Source organism: Pseudomonas sp. 32A (assembly GCF_052682255.1).
The window spans coordinates 1,126,230-1,142,852 of sequence record NZ_JBQYLY010000001.1; the positions used below are offsets into that span (position 1 = coordinate 1,126,230).

Annotated in this window: 12 protein-coding genes; all 12 read left to right on the plus strand. The window is 59.4% G+C overall.

Translation table 11 applies throughout. The features are described from left to right. Positions 1-20: 20 nt before the first annotated feature. On the plus strand, positions 21-1,373 hold the full coding sequence (gene rseP / locus ACUN0G_RS05100) for a sigma E protease regulator RseP (RefSeq protein WP_258343996.1): 1,353 nt from the start codon (positions 21-23) through the stop codon (positions 1,371-1,373). Positions 1,374-1,447: 74 nt separating this feature from the next. Then, the gene (gene bamA / locus ACUN0G_RS05105; protein ID WP_445572833.1) at positions 1,448-3,835 is read left to right on the plus strand and encodes an outer membrane protein assembly factor BamA; all 2,388 of its coding nucleotides are present in this window, start codon (positions 1,448-1,450) and stop codon (positions 3,833-3,835) included. Between the two features lie 44 nt (positions 3,836-3,879). Next, positions 3,880-4,383, plus strand: coding sequence for an OmpH family outer membrane protein (locus ACUN0G_RS05110; RefSeq protein ID WP_003219314.1), 504 nt, complete (start codon positions 3,880-3,882; stop codon positions 4,381-4,383). A 3-nt stretch (positions 4,384-4,386) separates the two neighbouring features. Continuing rightward, positions 4,387-5,442, plus strand: a complete 1,056-nt coding sequence (gene lpxD, locus ACUN0G_RS05115) for a UDP-3-O-(3-hydroxymyristoyl)glucosamine N-acyltransferase (RefSeq protein WP_258343998.1) — start codon at positions 4,387-4,389, stop codon at positions 5,440-5,442. A gap of 110 nt (positions 5,443-5,552) precedes the next feature. Beyond that, positions 5,553-5,993: a 3-hydroxyacyl-ACP dehydratase FabZ gene (gene fabZ, locus ACUN0G_RS05120; RefSeq protein WP_003219309.1), complete on the plus strand. Its 441-nt coding sequence runs from the start codon at positions 5,553-5,555 to the stop codon at positions 5,991-5,993. Beyond that, the gene (lpxA, locus tag ACUN0G_RS05125; protein ID WP_003219308.1) at positions 5,990-6,766 is read left to right on the plus strand and encodes an acyl-ACP--UDP-N-acetylglucosamine O-acyltransferase; all 777 of its coding nucleotides are present in this window, start codon (positions 5,990-5,992) and stop codon (positions 6,764-6,766) included. The genes fabZ and lpxA overlap by 4 nt, the downstream gene beginning before the upstream one ends. Positions 6,767-6,768: 2 nt before the next feature. Next, positions 6,769-7,908, plus strand: a complete 1,140-nt coding sequence (gene lpxB, locus ACUN0G_RS05130) for a lipid-A-disaccharide synthase (RefSeq protein ID WP_445572834.1) — start codon at positions 6,769-6,771, stop codon at positions 7,906-7,908. Continuing rightward, on the plus strand, positions 7,905-8,537 hold the full coding sequence (gene rnhB / locus ACUN0G_RS05135; RefSeq protein WP_445572835.1) for a ribonuclease HII: 633 nt from the start codon (positions 7,905-7,907) through the stop codon (positions 8,535-8,537). Before lpxB ends, rnhB begins: the two co-directional genes overlap by 4 nt. Positions 8,538-8,612: 75 nt before the next feature. Then, on the plus strand, positions 8,613-12,134 hold the full coding sequence (gene dnaE, locus ACUN0G_RS05140) for a DNA polymerase III subunit alpha (protein ID WP_063032894.1): 3,522 nt from the start codon (positions 8,613-8,615) through the stop codon (positions 12,132-12,134). 139 nt (positions 12,135-12,273) lie between these two features. Then, entirely contained in the window at positions 12,274-13,221 is a 948-nt protein-coding gene (locus ACUN0G_RS05145) for an acetyl-CoA carboxylase carboxyltransferase subunit alpha (protein ID WP_010176746.1), read from the plus strand. 175 nt (positions 13,222-13,396) lie between these two features. Then, positions 13,397-14,716, plus strand: a complete 1,320-nt coding sequence (gene tilS, locus ACUN0G_RS05150) for a tRNA lysidine(34) synthetase TilS (protein ID WP_445572836.1) — start codon at positions 13,397-13,399, stop codon at positions 14,714-14,716. Between the two features lie 273 nt (positions 14,717-14,989). Then, positions 14,990-16,621 (plus strand): CTP synthase, encoded by a 1,632-nt coding sequence (locus ACUN0G_RS05155; protein ID WP_003219298.1) that lies wholly within the window; start codon positions 14,990-14,992, stop codon positions 16,619-16,621. The last annotated feature ends 2 nt before the right edge of the window (positions 16,622-16,623 follow it).

Genomic DNA, 16,623 nt, shown 5'->3' on the forward strand with positions numbered 1-16,623 from the left:
TTGAAATGCGGAGAAATTAGATGAGTGCGCTCTACATGATTGTCGGCACCCTGGTTGCTCTGGGTGTGCTGGTCACCTTCCACGAATTTGGCCATTTTTGGGTCGCGCGTCGTTGCGGCGTCAAGGTGCTGCGCTTCTCCGTTGGCTTCGGCATGCCGTTGTTGCGCTGGCACGACCGTCGTGGCACCGAGTTTGTGATTGCGGCGATCCCGTTGGGCGGCTACGTCAAGATGCTGGATGAGCGCGAAGGTGAGGTGCCGGCTGATCAGTTGGACCAATCCTTCAATCGCAAGACCGTTCGTCAGCGCATTGCCATCGTTGCAGCAGGGCCGATCGCCAACTTCCTGTTGGCGATGGTGTTTTTCTGGGTCCTGGCGATGCTGGGCAGCCAGCAGGTGCGGCCGGTCATTGGTGCGGTTGAAGCGGACAGCATGGCGGCCAAGGCGGGCCTGATCGCCGGGCAGGAAATTGTTTCAGTTGATGGCGAGCCAACCACCGGTTGGGGCGCGGTCAATCTGCAGTTGGTGCGTCGCCTGGGTGAAAGCGGCATCGTGAAGCTGGTGGTGCGCGATCAGGATTCCACCGCCGAAACCCCGCGCGAGCTGGCCCTGGACCACTGGCTGAAGGGCTCCGATGAGCCTGATCCGATCAAGTCCCTGGGCATCCGTCCGTGGCGTCCGGCCCTGCCGCCGGTGCTGGCAGAGCTGGATCCGAAAGGGCCGGCCCAGGCCGCAGGTCTGAAAACCGGCGATCGCCTGTTGGCCCTTGATGGCCAGGTGCTGGGTGACTGGCAGCAAGTGGTGGATCTGGTGCGTGTTCGGCCTGATACCAAAATTGTGCTGAAAGTTGAGCGCGATGGTGCTCAAATCGACGTCCCTGTAACCCTGGCGGTTCGCGGGGAAGCCAAGGCGGCCGGGGGTTACCTGGGTGCCGGTGTGAAAGGTGTCGAGTGGCCACCTTCGATGGTGCGAGAGGTCAGTTTCGGGCCGTTGGCGGCAATTGGCGAGGGTGCGAGACGCACCTGGACCATGAGTGTGCTGACCCTCGATTCCCTCAAGAAAATGTTGTTCGGCGAGCTCTCGGTAAAAAACTTGAGTGGACCGATAACCATTGCTAAAGTGGCGGGCGCTTCTGCCCAGTCGGGCGTTGTAGATTTCCTGAATTTCCTGGCTTATCTGAGTATTAGCCTTGGGGTTCTGAATTTGTTGCCCATTCCAGTATTGGATGGGGGGCATCTGTTGTTTTATCTGGTCGAGTGGGCGCGTGGTCGCCCCTTGTCGGATCGGGTGCAGGGTTGGGGGATACAGATCGGTATCAGTTTGGTGGTCGGGGTGATGTTGTTAGCTCTGGTCAACGATCTGGGACGACTGTAACGCTTCGCTGAATTGCGAATCTGCCGCATTTTGCGGCAGTTTGTTTATTGCCAGTTGGAATAAGAAAGGACTTCATGAAACGTCTGCTGCTAACTGCGGTTCTCACCGTATTGATGATCGCCGAAGTTCACGCCGAGTCCTTCACCATCTCCGATATTCGCGTCAACGGCCTCCAGCGGGTTTCCGCGGGTAGCGTCTTTGGTGCCTTGCCGTTGAACGTCGGGGAACAGGCTGATGATCGTCGCCTGGTGGAATCCACTCGTGCGCTGTTCAAAACCGGGTTCTTTCAAGATATCCAACTGGGTCGCGAAGGTAACGTCCTCGTCATCACCGTCGTCGAGCGGCCTTCTGTCGCCAGTATCGAGATCGAAGGCAACAAGGCGATCTCCACTGAAGACTTGATGAAAGGCCTCAAACAATCGGGCCTTGCCGAAGGCGAGATCTTCCAGCGTGCCACCCTCGAAGGTGTGCGTAACGAGCTGCAACGCCAGTACGTTGCCCAGGGCCGTTACTCGGCAACCGTCGAGACCGAAGTGGTACCGCAGCCGCGTAACCGCGTCGGCCTGAAGGTCAACATCAACGAAGGCACCGTGGCGGCGATCCAGCACATCAACGTGGTGGGTAACACCAAGTTCTCCGATGACGACCTGGTCGACCTGTTCGAACTCAAGACCACCAACTGGCTGTCGTTCTTCAAGAACGATGACAAGTATGCTCGCGAAAAACTGTCCGGTGACCTGGAGCGCCTGCGTTCCTACTACCTGGACCGTGGCTATATCAACATGGATATCGCTTCGACCCAGGTGTCCATCACCCCGGACAAGAAGCACGTCTATATCACGGTCAACGTCAACGAAGGCGAGAAGTACAAGGTTCGTGACGTCAAGCTCAGCGGTGACTTGAAAGTGCCTGAAGACCAGGTCAAGTCCCTGTTGCTGGTGCAGAAAGACCAGGTGTTCTCGCGCAAGCTGATGACCACCACGTCCGAACTGATCACCCGTCGTCTGGGTAACGAAGGCTATACCTTCGCCAACGTCAACGGCGTACCGACCCCGCACGACGAAGACCATACCGTAGACATCACCTTCGTCGTAGATCCGGGCAAGCGTGCCTATGTGAACCGCATCAACTTCCGTGGCAACACCAAGTCGGCTGACGAAGTGCTGCGTCGCGAAATGCGTCAGATGGAAGGTGGCTGGGCGTCGACTTACCTGATCGACCAGTCCAAGGTTCGCCTTGAGCGCCTGGGCTTCTTTAAGGAAGTCAACGTTGAAACCCCGGCTGTACCGGGTGTGGATGACCAGGTTGACGTGAACTACGCCGTAGAAGAACAAGCCTCCGGTTCGATTACCGCCAGCGTCGGTTTCGCCCAGAGTGCCGGTCTGATCCTCGGTGGTTCGATCACCCAGAACAACTTCCTCGGTACCGGTAACAAGGTTTCCATCGGCCTGACCCGCAGCGAATACCAGAGCCGCTATAACTTCGGTTATGTCGACCCCTACTGGACTGCTGACGGTGTGAGCCTGGGCTACAACGCCTTCTACCGCACAACCGACTACAAAGACCTCGACGTTGACGTTGCAAGCTATGCAATCGACAGCCTGGGTGTTGGCGCCAACATTGGTTACCCGATCAGTGAGACCTCGCGTCTGACCTTCGGCCTGACCGCGCAACAGGACAAGATCAAGACCGGTGTGTACACCGTGGACGAAATCTTCAACTTCGTGCGTAAAGAAGGCGACCAGTTCCTGAACTTCAAGGCTTCGGCCGGATGGTCGGAATCGACCCTGAACAAAGGTGTGCTGGCGACCCGTGGCCATTCCCAGAGCCTGACTCTGGAAGCAACCACGCCGGGCAGCGACCTGTCGTTCTTCAAACTCGACTATCGTGGCCAGTTGTTCCAGCCATTGAGCGAAAACTACACCATGCGCCTGCACACCGAATTGGGTTATGGCGATGGTTATGGTTCGACCAGCGGCTTGCCGTTCTATGAGAACTACTATGCGGGTGGTTTCAACTCGGTACGTGGTTTCAAGGACAGCACCTTGGGTCCTCGTGGTACCCCAAGCCGTGGCGTGGGTGTGACCGGTAACCAGGGGACTGTGGCTGACTCGGACAACGACCCGCTGCCATTCGGTGGTAACGTGCTGATCCAGGGTGGTGCTGAGATTCTGTTCCCGCTGCCATTCGTTAAAGATCAACGCTCCCTGCGTACTTCGGTCTTCTGGGATGTGGGTAACGTGTTCGACTCCAAGTGCGAACAGGTCACCAACCCGAATGGCTCGAAGTCCAACACGCAGTGCAACGACGTAAGTCTGAGCAACCTGGCAAGCTCTGTCGGTGTGGGCGTGACCTGGGTGACGGCGCTGGGCCCATTGAGCTTTGCTCTGGCCATGCCGATCAAGAAACCGGATAACGCTGAAACCCAGATTTTCCAATTCTCCCTCGGCCAGACGTTCTAAGCGTCTGACCCAAGATAACGACAACGGATTTGTAGGAGTGCATCGTGCGTAAGTTGACTCAATTGGTTCTCCTGGCGACTGTCCTGGTAGCGACCCCGGCCTTTGCCGAAATGAAGATTGCTGTTCTGAACTATCAGATGGCTCTGCTGGAATCCGATGCGGCCAAGAAGTACGCCGTGGATGCCGAGAAGAAATTCGGTCCTCAACTGACCAAGCTCAAGACGCTGGAAAGCAGCGCCAAGGGCATCCAGGATCGTCTGGTGGCCGGTGGCGACAAGATGCAGCAAGGCGAGCGCGAGCGTCTGGAGCTTGAATTCAAGCAAAAGGCCCGTGACTACCAGTTCCAGTCCAAGGAGCTGAACGAGGCCAAGGCTGTTGCCGACCGCGAAATGCTCAAGCAACTCAAGCCGAAACTCGACAGCGCTGTGGAAGAAGTCATCAAGAAAGGTGCCTTTGACCTGGTATTCGAACGCGGTGCAGTCATCGACGTTAAACCTCAGTACGACATCACCCGCCAGGTGATCGAGCGCATGAATCAGCTGAAGTAAGCCATGACTGCGACTATCAAGCTCGGCCAATTGGCCGAGTTCCTGGGGGCCACCTTACGTGGCTCTCCGGAGAAGGACATTACTGGGCTAGCCACCTTGCAGGAGGCTGGCCCAGCTCAGTTGAGCTTCCTCGCAAACCCCCAATACCGTAAATACCTGGGCGAAAGCCGCGCCGCAGCCGTGCTGCTGAAGGCCGCTGACGCCGAAGGGTTTACCGGGGATGCGCTGGTTGTTGCCGACCCGTACCTTGCGTATGCCCAGGCATCGCACCTGTTCGATCCGAAACCCAAGGCTGCCGCAGGTATCCATCCTTCTGCGGTTATCGCGGATGACGCGCAGGTTGACCCTGCCGCGAGCATCGGTGCTTTTGTGGTGATCGAAAGCGGCGCCCGTATCGGCGCGGGTGTAACGATAGGCGCCCAGTGCTTTATCGGCGCCCGTAGCGAGATTGGTGCCGGTGGCTGGCTGGCTCCGCGTGTGACCCTGTACCACGACGTGCGTATTGGTGAACGTGTGGTGATTCAGTCAGGTGCCGTGATCGGTGGCGAGGGCTTCGGCTTCGCTAACTCGAAGGGTATTTGGCACAAGATTGCCCAAGTGGGCGGTGTGTTGATCGGCAATGACGTTGAAATTGGCGTCAACACCGCTGTTGACCGTGGGGCCTTGGCCGATACCGTCATTGGTAACGGCGTGAAGCTGGATAACCAGATTCAGATCGCTCACAACGTACAGATTGGCGATCACACCGCCATGGCGGCGTGCGTGGGGATTTCCGGCAGCACCAAGATTGGCAAGCATTGCATGCTCGCCGGCGGTGTTGGCCTGGTGGGCCATATTGAAGTGTGCGACAACGTATTCATCACCGGCATGACCATGGTGACCCATTCGATTACCGAACCTGGGTCCTATTCGTCCGGTACGGCCATGCAGCCTGCGGCCGAATGGCGCAAGAGCGCGGCACGTCTGAGGCAGCTCGACGATATCGCTCGGCGCCTGAAACATCTGGAAAAGCGTGTTGGGGACGTGACCCCTGGCGGTAATGCTTCATCAGATGGCTGATACCATTTCCATATCAAGTGTGCACAGCCGCTAGACTGCCTCCTTGATTTGCTAGAGGGGCGTGCCTTAGTCCGCACGCTCCCAATCTTTATTACAGGCTTCCCCCCGAAATGATGGACATCAACGAGATTCGCGAATACCTGCCTCACCGTTACCCGTTCCTGCTGGTGGACCGAGTAACGGACCTCAATGTTGAGGAAAAGCGCATTCGTGCCTACAAGAATGTCAGCATCAACGAACCGTTCTTCAACGGTCACTTCCCTGCGCATCCCATCATGCCAGGCGTTTTGATCATCGAAGCGATGGCCCAGGCTGCCGGTATCCTTGGTTTCAAAATGCTCGACCTGAAGCCTGCCGATGGCACGCTCTACTATTTCGTGGGCTCCGACAAACTGCGCTTCCGCAACCCGGTGACCCCGGGTGACCAGTTGATCCTGGAAGCCAAGTTCATCAGCTGCAAGCGCCAGATCTGGAAGTTCGAATGCCAGGCGTCGGTCGACGGCAAGCCGGTGTGCTCGGCTGAAATCATCTGTGCGGAACGCAAACTATGAGTTTGATTGACCCTCGCGCAATCATCGATCCGACGGCCGTACTGGCCGCCGACGTTGAGGTCGGCCCTTGGTCGATCGTCGGCGCAGGTGTGGAAATCGGCGAGGGGACAGTCATCGGGCCGCATGTAATCCTCAAAGGCCCGACGCGGATTGGCAAACACAACCGCATCTATCAGTTTTCATCGATAGGCGAAGACACTCCGGACATGAAGTACAAGGGTGAAGAAACGCGTCTGGTAATCGGTGATCACAACATCATCCGTGAAGGCGTGACCATTCACCGCGGTACCGTGCAGGACCGCGCAGAGACCACCCTGGGTGATCACAACCTGGTGATGGCCTACGCGCACATCGGCCATGACAGCGTCATCGGCAACCACTGCATCCTGGTTAATAACACCGCGTTGGCTGGCCACGTGCACGTTGACGATTGGGCGATCCTGTCCGGCTTCACCCTGGTGCATCAGTATTGCCATATCGGCGCCCACAGCTTTTCCGGCATGGGTACCGCCATCGGCAAGGATGTTCCAGCATTCGTCACGGTGTTCGGCAACCCGGCCGAAGCCCGCAGCATGAACTTCGAAGGCATGCGCCGTCGAGGTTTCAGCGAAGACGCCATCCACGCCCTGCGCCGCGCCTACAAGGTGGTTTACCGCCAGGGGTTGACGGTTGACCAGGCGTTGATCGAACTGACGGAGCCAGCCGCATTGTTTCCGGAAGTCGCGATATTCCGTGACTCGATCCAGTCGTCGACTCGCGGCATCACCCGCTGATCATGGCCAAGCTGCGTATAGCGTTGGTGGCCGGAGAAGCTTCCGGCGATATTCTCGGTGCAGGCCTGATGCGGGCCCTCAAGCTCCAGCATCCTGCGGTTGAATTCATCGGTGTCGGCGGTCCGCTGATGCAGGCTGAAGGCCTCACGTCCTACTTTCCCATGGAGCGCTTGTCGGTCATGGGGCTGGTGGAAGTGTTGGGTCGGTTACGTGAGCTGCTGGCTCGCCGCAAAAAGCTGATCCAGACCCTGATCGAAGAAAAGCCCGACGTCTTTATCGGAATCGACGCTCCGGACTTCACCCTCAATATCGAACTCAAGTTGCGTCAGGCCGGGATCAAGACCGTGCATTACGTCAGCCCGTCCGTGTGGGCGTGGCGGCAAAAGCGCGTGCTGAAGATTCGCGAAGGCTGCGACCTGATGCTGACCCTGCTGCCCTTCGAGGCCCGGTTCTACGAAGAGAAGGGCGTGCCGGTGCGGTTTGTCGGCCACACCCTGGCCGACACCATTCCGCTTCAGGCCGACCGTGCTGCGGCGCGTGCCGAACTGGGCTTGGCCGAAGGTCCGCTGGTGGCGTTGATGCCGGGTAGCCGTGGTGGCGAAGTCGGTCGTCTCGGCGCGCTGTTTTTTGATGCTGCCGAGCGTCTGCAGGCGCTGAAGCCGGGTGTGCGCTTCGTATTGCCATGCGCCAGTCCTCAGCGCCGTGCACAAATTGAAGAATTGCTGGCAGGGCGCAACTTGCCGTTGACCCTGCTCGACGGGGGCTCGCACCTGGCACTGGCTGCGTGCGATGCGGTGCTGATCGCCTCCGGCACTGCGACCCTGGAAGCCTTGCTCTACAAACGGCCGATGGTCGTGGCCTATCGCTTGGCGCCGCTGACCTACTGGATTCTCAAGCGTATGGTCAAAAGCCCCTACATCTCCCTGCCCAATTTGCTGGCCCAGCGTCTGTTGGTGCCCGAGTTGTTGCAGGACGATGCGACGCCTGAGGCGCTGGCGCAAACCATGCTTCCGTTGATCGATGGCGGCGAAGAGCAGACCCGTGGTTTCGACGAAATCCACCGCACCTTGCGTCGTGATGCGTCGAACCAGGCGGCGGACGCTGTGCTGACCTTGATCGGCCATAAACAGGAAACCCTATGAAGACGCAAATGGGCCTGGATTTCAGCCTGGTCGCCGATGCCCTTGATCTGGTTGCCGGTGTTGACGAAGTCGGTCGCGGCCCGCTGTGCGGCGCAGTCGTCACCGCCGCAGTGATTCTCGACCCGAACCGCCCGATCCTCGGCCTGAACGATTCGAAGAAACTCACCGAGGCCCGTCGTGAAAAGCTCTATGACGAGATCTGTGAGAAAGCCCTCAGCTGGCACATCGCCCGGGCTGAGGTCGAAGAAATCGACGAACTGAACATTCTGCACGCCACCATGCTGGCTATGCAGCGCGCTATTGAAGGCCTGCACATCACGCCCAAAATGGCGATGATCGACGGCAACCGCTGCCCGAAGCTGACGATGCCGGCTGAAGCGGTGGTCAAGGGTGATAGCAAGGTGCCGGCGATTGCCGCTGCATCGATCCTGGCCAAGGTCAGCCGTGACCGTGAAATGGCGGCTTTCGAATTGATCTATCCCGGCTACGGGATTGGTGGCCATAAGGGTTACCCGACGCCCGTTCATCTGGAAGCTTTGGCTCGCCTGGGCCCGACCCCGATCCACCGCCGCTTGTTTGCCCCGGTTCGCCAGGCTTTCGAGGCTCGGGAAAGCCTGATCGAGGTTTAGCAGCAAGGCTGATGTTTTTGCCAAGGCCCGGTACAATCCGGGCCTTGTTGTTTTCACGTTTTGTACAGGATCACTATGCCGGCTTCATTCGTTCACCTGCGCCTGCACACTGAATACTCCCTGGTCGACGGCCTGGTACGGATCAAACCCTTGGTCAAAACCCTGGTGGGCATGAACATGCCTGCCGTGGCGGTGACCGACCAGAACAACATGTGCTCCCTGGTCAAGTTCTACAAGGCCGCCATGGGCGCCGGCATCAAGCCGATCTGCGGCGCCGACCTCTGGCTGTCGAACAAAGACCCGGATAACCCATTGAGCCGCATCAGCCTGTTGGCGATGAACGGCGTGGGTTATCGCAATCTCACCGAACTGATTTCCCGTGGCTTCATCGATGGCCAGCGCAACGGCTCGATCATCATCGAGCGCGAATGGGTGGCCGAGGCCAGCGAAGGGCTGATCATGCTCTCGGCGGCCAAAGAGGGTGAGATCGGTATTGCGCTGTTGGGCGGCAATCCCCACGAGGCAGAAGTGCTGGCCCGCGAGTGGATGGAGGTGTTCCCCAACCGTTTCTACCTGGAAATCCAGCGCACCAACCGCCCCAACGATGAAGAGCAGTTGCACGCCGCCGTAGCCCTGGCTGAAAAGCTTGGCGCGCCGCTGGTCGCGACCAACGATGTACGCTTTATCAAGAAGGAAGACTTCGAGGCCCACGAAACCCGCGTATGCATCGGCGAAGGCCGGGCGCTGGACGATCCGCGCCGCTCGAAAAACTACAGCGAAGAGCAGTACCTCAAAAGCGCCGATGAAATGGCCGAGCTGTTCAGTGACCTGCCCGAGGCCCTGGAAAACTCCGTCGAAATTGCCAAGCGCTGCAATATTGAAGTGAAGCTGGGCAAGCACTTCCTGCCCAACTTCCCGATTCCCGATGGCATGACCATCGACGAGTATTTCCGCAAGGTCTCGTTCGACGGTTTGGAGGAACGCCTGAGCGTCCTGCTGCCCAAGGACACCACTGAAGATTATGAAGCCAAGCGCCAGGTCTACGTCGACCGGCTGAATTTCGAGCTGGATATCATTATCCAGATGGGGTTCCCCGGTTACTTCCTGATCGTAATGGACTTTATCCAGTGGGCCAAAAGCAACGGCGTGCCGGTGGGCCCAGGCCGTGGATCGGGTGCCGGGTCGCTGGTGGCCTATGTACAGAAGATCACTGACCTTGACCCGCTGGAATATGACCTGCTGTTCGAACGTTTCCTTAACCCGGAACGGGTATCGATGCCCGACTTCGACGTCGACTTCTGCATGGATGGTCGCGACCGGGTTATCGAATACGTGGCCGAGAAATACGGCCGTAACGCTGTAAGCCAGATCATCACCTTCGGTTCCATGGCGGCGAAAGCGGTAATCCGCGACGTGGCCCGGGTGCAGGGCAAGTCCTACGGCCTGGCAGACCGCCTGTCGAAGATGATTCCGTTCGAAGTCGGCATGACCCTGGAAAAAGCCTACGAGCAGGAAGAAATCCTGCGGGACTTCATCAAGGTCGATGAAGAAGCGGCTGAAATCTGGGACATGGCGCGCAAGCTCGAAGGCGTGGTGCGTAACGTCGGTAAACACGCCGGTGGTGTGGTTATCGCGCCCACCAAGCTGACTGACTTTTCGCCGATCTATTGCGATGAAGAAGGCGACGGCCTGGTAACCCAGTTCGACAAGGATGACGTGGAGGCGGCCGGCCTGGTGAAGTTCGACTTCCTCGGCCTGCGGACCCTGACGATCATCGACTGGGCGCTCAAGACCATCAATCGCGACCGCGCCAAGGTCAACGAGCCACCGCTGGATATCGCGTTTATCCCGCTGGACGACAAACCGACCTACAGCCTGCTGCAAAAGGCTGAAACCACAGCCGTGTTCCAGCTTGAATCCCGCGGCATGAAAGAGCTGATCAAAAAGCTCAAGCCCGACTGCCTGGAAGACTTGATCGCACTGGTGGCCCTGTTCCGTCCGGGCCCGCTGCAATCGGGCATGGTGGATGACTTCATCAACCGTAAGCACGGGCGTGCCGAGCTGGCTTACCCGCACTCCGACTACCAGTACGAAGGCCTCAAGCCGGTACTGGCACCGACCTACGGCATCATTCTGTATCAAGAACAGGTGATGCAGATTGCCCAGGTCATGGCCGGCTATACCCTCGGCGGCGCGGACATGCTGCGTCGAGCCATGGGTAAGAAAAAGCCCGAGGAGATGGCCAAGCAGCGCGGTGGCTTCATTGAGGGTTGCGCCACCAACAATATCGACGCCGACCTGGCCGGTAACATCTTCGACCTGGTAGAGAAGTTCGCCGGTTACGGCTTCAACAAATCCCACTCCGCCGCCTACGGCCTGGTGTCGTACCAGACGGCGTGGCTGAAGGCTCACTACCCGGCGCCGTTCATGGCCGCGGTACTGTCTGCGGATATGCACAACACCGACAAGGTCGTGACCTTGATCGAAGAAGTGCGGACCATGAAGCTGCGCCTCGACGCGCCGGACGTGAACACCTCCGAGTTCAAGTTCACGGTAAACGACGAAGGCCGCATCATTTATGGCCTCGGCGCGATCAAGGGCGTGGGCGAAGGTCCGGTGGAGGCGATTACCGAAGCGCGTCAGGACGGGCCGTTCAAGGACCTGTTCGACTTCTGCGCCCGGGTTGACCTCAAGCGCATCAACAAACGTACCCTGGATGGCTTGATCCGCAGCGGCGCCCTGGATCGTCTGGGTCCGTATTTCCATGATGAGCCGAAGGCGTACCAGGCCAATATCGACCGCAACCGCGCGGTATTGCTGACCGCCATGGAAGAAGCGATCAAGGCCGCCGAACAGACCGCGCGCACCCACGACAGCGGCCACGCCGACCTGTTTGGCGGGCTGTTCGTCGAAGAAGACGCCGACGTCTACGCCAACCATCGCAAGGCCAAGGACCTGACACTCAAGGAGCGCCTCAAGGGCGAGAAGGACACCCTGGGCCTGTACCTCACCGGTCACCCGATTGATGAATACGAAGGTGAAATCCGGCGTTTCGCCCGCCAGCGCATCATCGACCTGAAGCCGGCGCGGGACACCCAGACCGTCGCGGGCATGATCATCGCGCTGCGGGTGATGAAGAATAAAAAGGGCGACAAGATGGGCTTCATCACCCTCGACGACCGCTCGGGCCGGATCGAAGCGTCGCTGTTTGCCGATGCATTCCACTCCGCCCAGTCGCTGTTGCAGACCGACGCGATGGTGGTGGTGGAAGGGGAGGTCAGCAACGACGACTTCTCCGGTGGCCTGCGCCTGCGGATCAAACGCGTGATGAGCATGGAAGATGCTCGCACCAACCTGGCCGAAAGCCTGCGCTTGAAGGTCAAGACCGATGCGCTCAAAGGTGATCAGCTACGCTGGTTGGGTGACTTGCTTAAACGCCACCGTGGCGCCTGCCCGGTGACCATGGAGTACACCCGCGACGATGCCAAGGCGATGTTGCAGTTTGGTGAGACGTGGCGAATTGATCCCGCGGATGGCTTGATTCAAGCATTGCGTGACCAGTTCGGGCGTGACAACGTCTTCCTCCAATACCGTTGACGGTCAGGCCATACAAAGAACGCCTGATCTCGACCGAACATTTAATCTCGACCTAACCGCGCCTCTCCCTTAAGGTAGGGCGCGAATAGACAACCGGCTGGCCAGGCACCCCTTGGCCGTCGACCCAAGACGGACGCTTATGAACCCGAATTTTCTTGATTTCGAACAGCCGATCGCTGACCTGCAAGCCAAGATCGAAGAGCTGCGCCTGGTCGGCAATGACAATTCGCTGAATATCGGCGATGAAATCGCTCGCCTGCAAGACAAGAGCAGCACGCTTACCGAAGACATCTTCGGCAAGCTGACCAGCTGGCAGATCGCGCGCCTGGCCCGCCACCCGCGCCGTCCGTACACCCTGGACTACATCGAGCACATCTTCACCGAGTTCGATGAACTGCACGGCGACCGTCACTTCTCCGACGACGCCGCCATCGTGGGCGGTATCGCTCGCCTGGACGACCAGCCAGTGATGGTGATCGGTCACCAGAAAGGCCGTGAAGTGCGCGAGAAAGTCCGTCGCAACTTCGGCATGCCGCGCCCGGAAGGCTACCGCAAGGCTTGCCGCCTGATGGAAATGGCCGAGCGTTTCAAGATGCCGATCCTGACCTTCATCGACACCCCGGGCGCCTACCCGGGTATCGACGCTGAAGAGCGCAACCAGAGCGAAGCGATTGCCTGGAACCTGCGGGTGATGGCTCGCCTGAAGACTCCGATCATCGCTACCGTGATCGGCGAAGGCGGTTCCGGCGGTGCATTGGCCATTGGCGTCTGCGACCAACTGAACATGCTGCAATATTCGACCTACGCGGTGATCTCGCCGGAAGGTTGCGCCTCGATCCTGTGGAAAACCGCCGAGAAAGCGCCGGATGCCGCTGAAGCCATGGGCATCACTGCTGATCGCCTGAAAGGCCTGGGTATCGTGGACAAAGTGATCGCCGAGCCATTGGGCGGCGCCCACCGTGACCCGGCTGCCGCTGCCGCGACCATTCGTGCTGAACTCAGCTCGCAACTGGCGATGCTCAAGAAGTTCGACAACGAGGCGCTGCTGGCCCGTCGTTACGAGCGCCTGATGAGCTACGGTCTCTAAGCCGACGCGTTACCAAATGCGGGAGCGGGCTTATGTGGGAGCGGGCTTGCTCGCGAAGGCGGTGATTCAGTCAATATAGTTGGCGACTGACACACTGCATTCGCGAGCAAGCCCGCTCCCACATTTGCCTTGTGTATGCTGGTTACCGCATTCCAGTTTGATGGCGTACTTTGCTATGAAGCCCAACTTGACCGCCAAGCTCCTGCAAATCCTCGCCCTCTGGCGCAACGCCCCGGCCTGGCATATCGCCTTCTCCGGCGGTCTCGACTCCACCGTCCTGCTGCACCTCCTGGCCACGCTGGCCAAAACCGAAAAGCTTCCGCCACTCAGTGCGCTTCATGTTCATCATGGGCTGCAGGCTGCGGCTGACGCGTGGCCGGCCCATTGCCAGGCCGTGTGTGACGCCCTGGGCGTTCCCCTGCAAGTGATCCGCGTGCAGGTGCAACCTGGCGCAAGCCTGGAGCGCGCGGCACGTGAAGCGCGGTATCAGGCGTTTGCCGAGGTCATCGAGGCAGGGGAGTTGCTGATCACGGGCCAGCACCGCGACGACCAGGCCGAAACCTTGCTGTTTCGCTTGTTGCGTGGCGCTGGCGTGCGTGGGCTGGCGGCGATGTCTGCACAGCGCCCACTGGCGACCGGCTACCTGGTGCGGCCCTTGCTGGATGTATCCCGCGCCGACCTGGAAGCCTACGCCCGCGAGCATCAATTGGACTGGATCGAAGACCCGTCCAACGCCGATCCGCGTTTCTCCCGCAATTACCTGCGCCACCATGTTTTCCCGCGCCTGACCGAACGTTGGCCCCAAGCCGTCAGCACCATGGCCCGCAGCGCCGAACATTTGAGCGAAGCCCAGGGCTTGCTCGACGAACTGGCGCAGATGGACCTGCTGGCCGCCAGCCAGCACCCGGTGTTTCCCTGGCTGGCATTGCCTTCGCTGACCCTTGAACCGCTTGCCGCGCTCTCCGAGGCCCGCCAGCGCAACGCACTTAGGCACTGGCTGACACCGCTGACGCGCTTGCCCGACAGCGAGCACTGGGCCGGCTGGGCGACCTTGCGCGACGCCAGACACGATGCACAGCCGCTGTGGCGCCTGGCCGACGGTGAATTGCACCGTTGCGGTGGGCATATCTGGTGGTTACCCGCCAGTTGGTCGGAATTTTCTGACGCATCGGTGAGCTGGCCACAGCCGCAAAACCCACTACAGTTACCCGGTAACGGCCACCTTCGCCTCAGCGGCAGCGCACCCGAAGGCCCCCTGAGCATCCGTTATCGTCAAGGCGGCGAAATCATGGAATTGCCAGGCCGGGGCCGGCGCGACCTGAAGCGGTTGCTTAATGAAAGTGCGGTGCCAGGCTTCATCCGTGGCAGATTGCCGCTGCTGTATCAGGGCCAACAATTGCTGGCTGTGGCCAACCTGCCGGGACTTGCGGCGGGTGGCGGTACCGGCTGGCAATTACATTGGGCGCCACCAACCTGCGATCAAGGTTTGAGCTGATAGAGCCTTTCCGGTAGACTACGCTCCCTTCTTGATACAACTTCTGTGGATTCGCCTGAATCGCAGCAGTTGCCGATTACCAAGCAGTCTTTGCTGGGCGATTCCAAAAAATGTGTAGCGATCAACGTACCGGTATTTCATTGCTGGTCTGTCACAACGCGGCGGTTTTTTTGAAAGGTGCACTGTGATTAATGCAGGTGATCGGGGGCTTCGGCCTTCCTTCGCTTTCCCCGGCGGCTCGGACCGCTTTAACGCAGACTTCTAGGGTTTTTCATGACGCGCTACATATTCGTCACGGGCGGTGTTGTTTCTTCATTGGGGAAAGGCATTGCCTCCGCTTCATTGGCGGCCATCCTGGAGGCGCGGGGACTTAAGGTCACCATGCTCAAGCTGGACCCGTACATCAACGTTGACCCGGGCACCATGAGCCCGTTCCAGCACGGTGAAGTGTTCGTCACTCACGACGGCGCCGAGACCGACCTGGACCTGGGCCACTACGAGCGGTTCATCCGCACGACCATGACCCAGAACAACAACTTCACCACCGGCCGTGTCTACGAGCACGTGCTGCGCAAGGAGCGCCGTGGTGACTACCTGGGTGCAACCATCCAGGTGATCCCGCACATCACCGACGAAATCAAGCGCCGCATCATCAAGGGTGCAGGCGATGCCGACGTGGCGATGGTCGAGATCGGTGGCACCGTAGGTGACATCGAGTCCCAACCGTTCCTCGAAGCCATTCGCCAGTTGCGTTTCGAAGTCGGCGCCAAGCGCGCGATGCTGATGCACCTGACACTGGTGCCGTACATCGCCACCGCCGGCGAAACCAAAACCAAGCCTACCCAGCACTCGGTCAAGGAACTGCGTTCCATCGGCCTGCAGCCGGACGTGCTGGTGTGCCGCTCCGACCACGCGATCGACATCGCGTCCCGTCGCAAGATCGCCCAGTTCACCAACGTTGAAGAACGTGCGGTGATCGCCCTGGAAGACGCCGACACCATCTACAAGATCCCGGGCATCCTGCATTCCCAGGGCCTGGATGATTTTGTCGTCGAGCGTTTCGGCCTGCAGTGTGGCGGCGCCGATCTGTCCGAGTGGGAAGCCGTGGTCGACGCCAAGCTCAACCCTGAGCATGAAGTCACCATCGCCATGGTCGGCAAGTACATGGAGCTGCTGGACGCCTACAAGTCGCTGATCGAAGCGATGAGCCACGCGGGCATCAGCAACCGTACCAAGGTCAACCTGCGCTACATCGACTCCGAAGACATCGAGAACCAGGGCACTGCGCTGCTGGAAGGCGTTGACGCCATCCTGGTTCCGGGCGGTTTCGGTCTGCGTGGCGTGGAAGGCAAGATCACTGCCGTCCAGTACGCTCGTGAGAACAAGGTGCCGTACCTGGGTATCTGCCTGGGCATGCAAGTGGCGGTCATCGAGTTCGCCCGTAACGTCATGGGCTGGAAAGACGCCAACTCCACCGAGTTCGATCGCACCAGCGGCCACCCGGTCGTGGGCCTGATCACCGAGTGGGAAGATGCCACCGGCGCCGTCGAAACCCGTACCGAAGCGTCCGACCTGGGCGGCACCATGCGCCTCGGCGCGCAGGATTGCCTGCTGGAGCCGGGTTCGCTGGTTCACGATTGCTACGGCAAGGACGTGATCGTCGAGCGTCACCGTCACCGCTACGAAGTGAACAACAACCTGCTGCCGAAAATCATGGAAGCCGGCCTGAAGATCTCCGGTCGTTCCGGTGATGGCGCACTGGTTGAAGTGGTTGAAGCACCGGATCACCCATGGTTCGTGGCTTGCCAGTTCCACCCGGAGTTCACATCGACCCCGCGCGACGGCCACCCGTTGTTCAGCGGCTTCGTTAAAGCAGCACTGACGCAACATCAGAAGAAGGCGTAAAC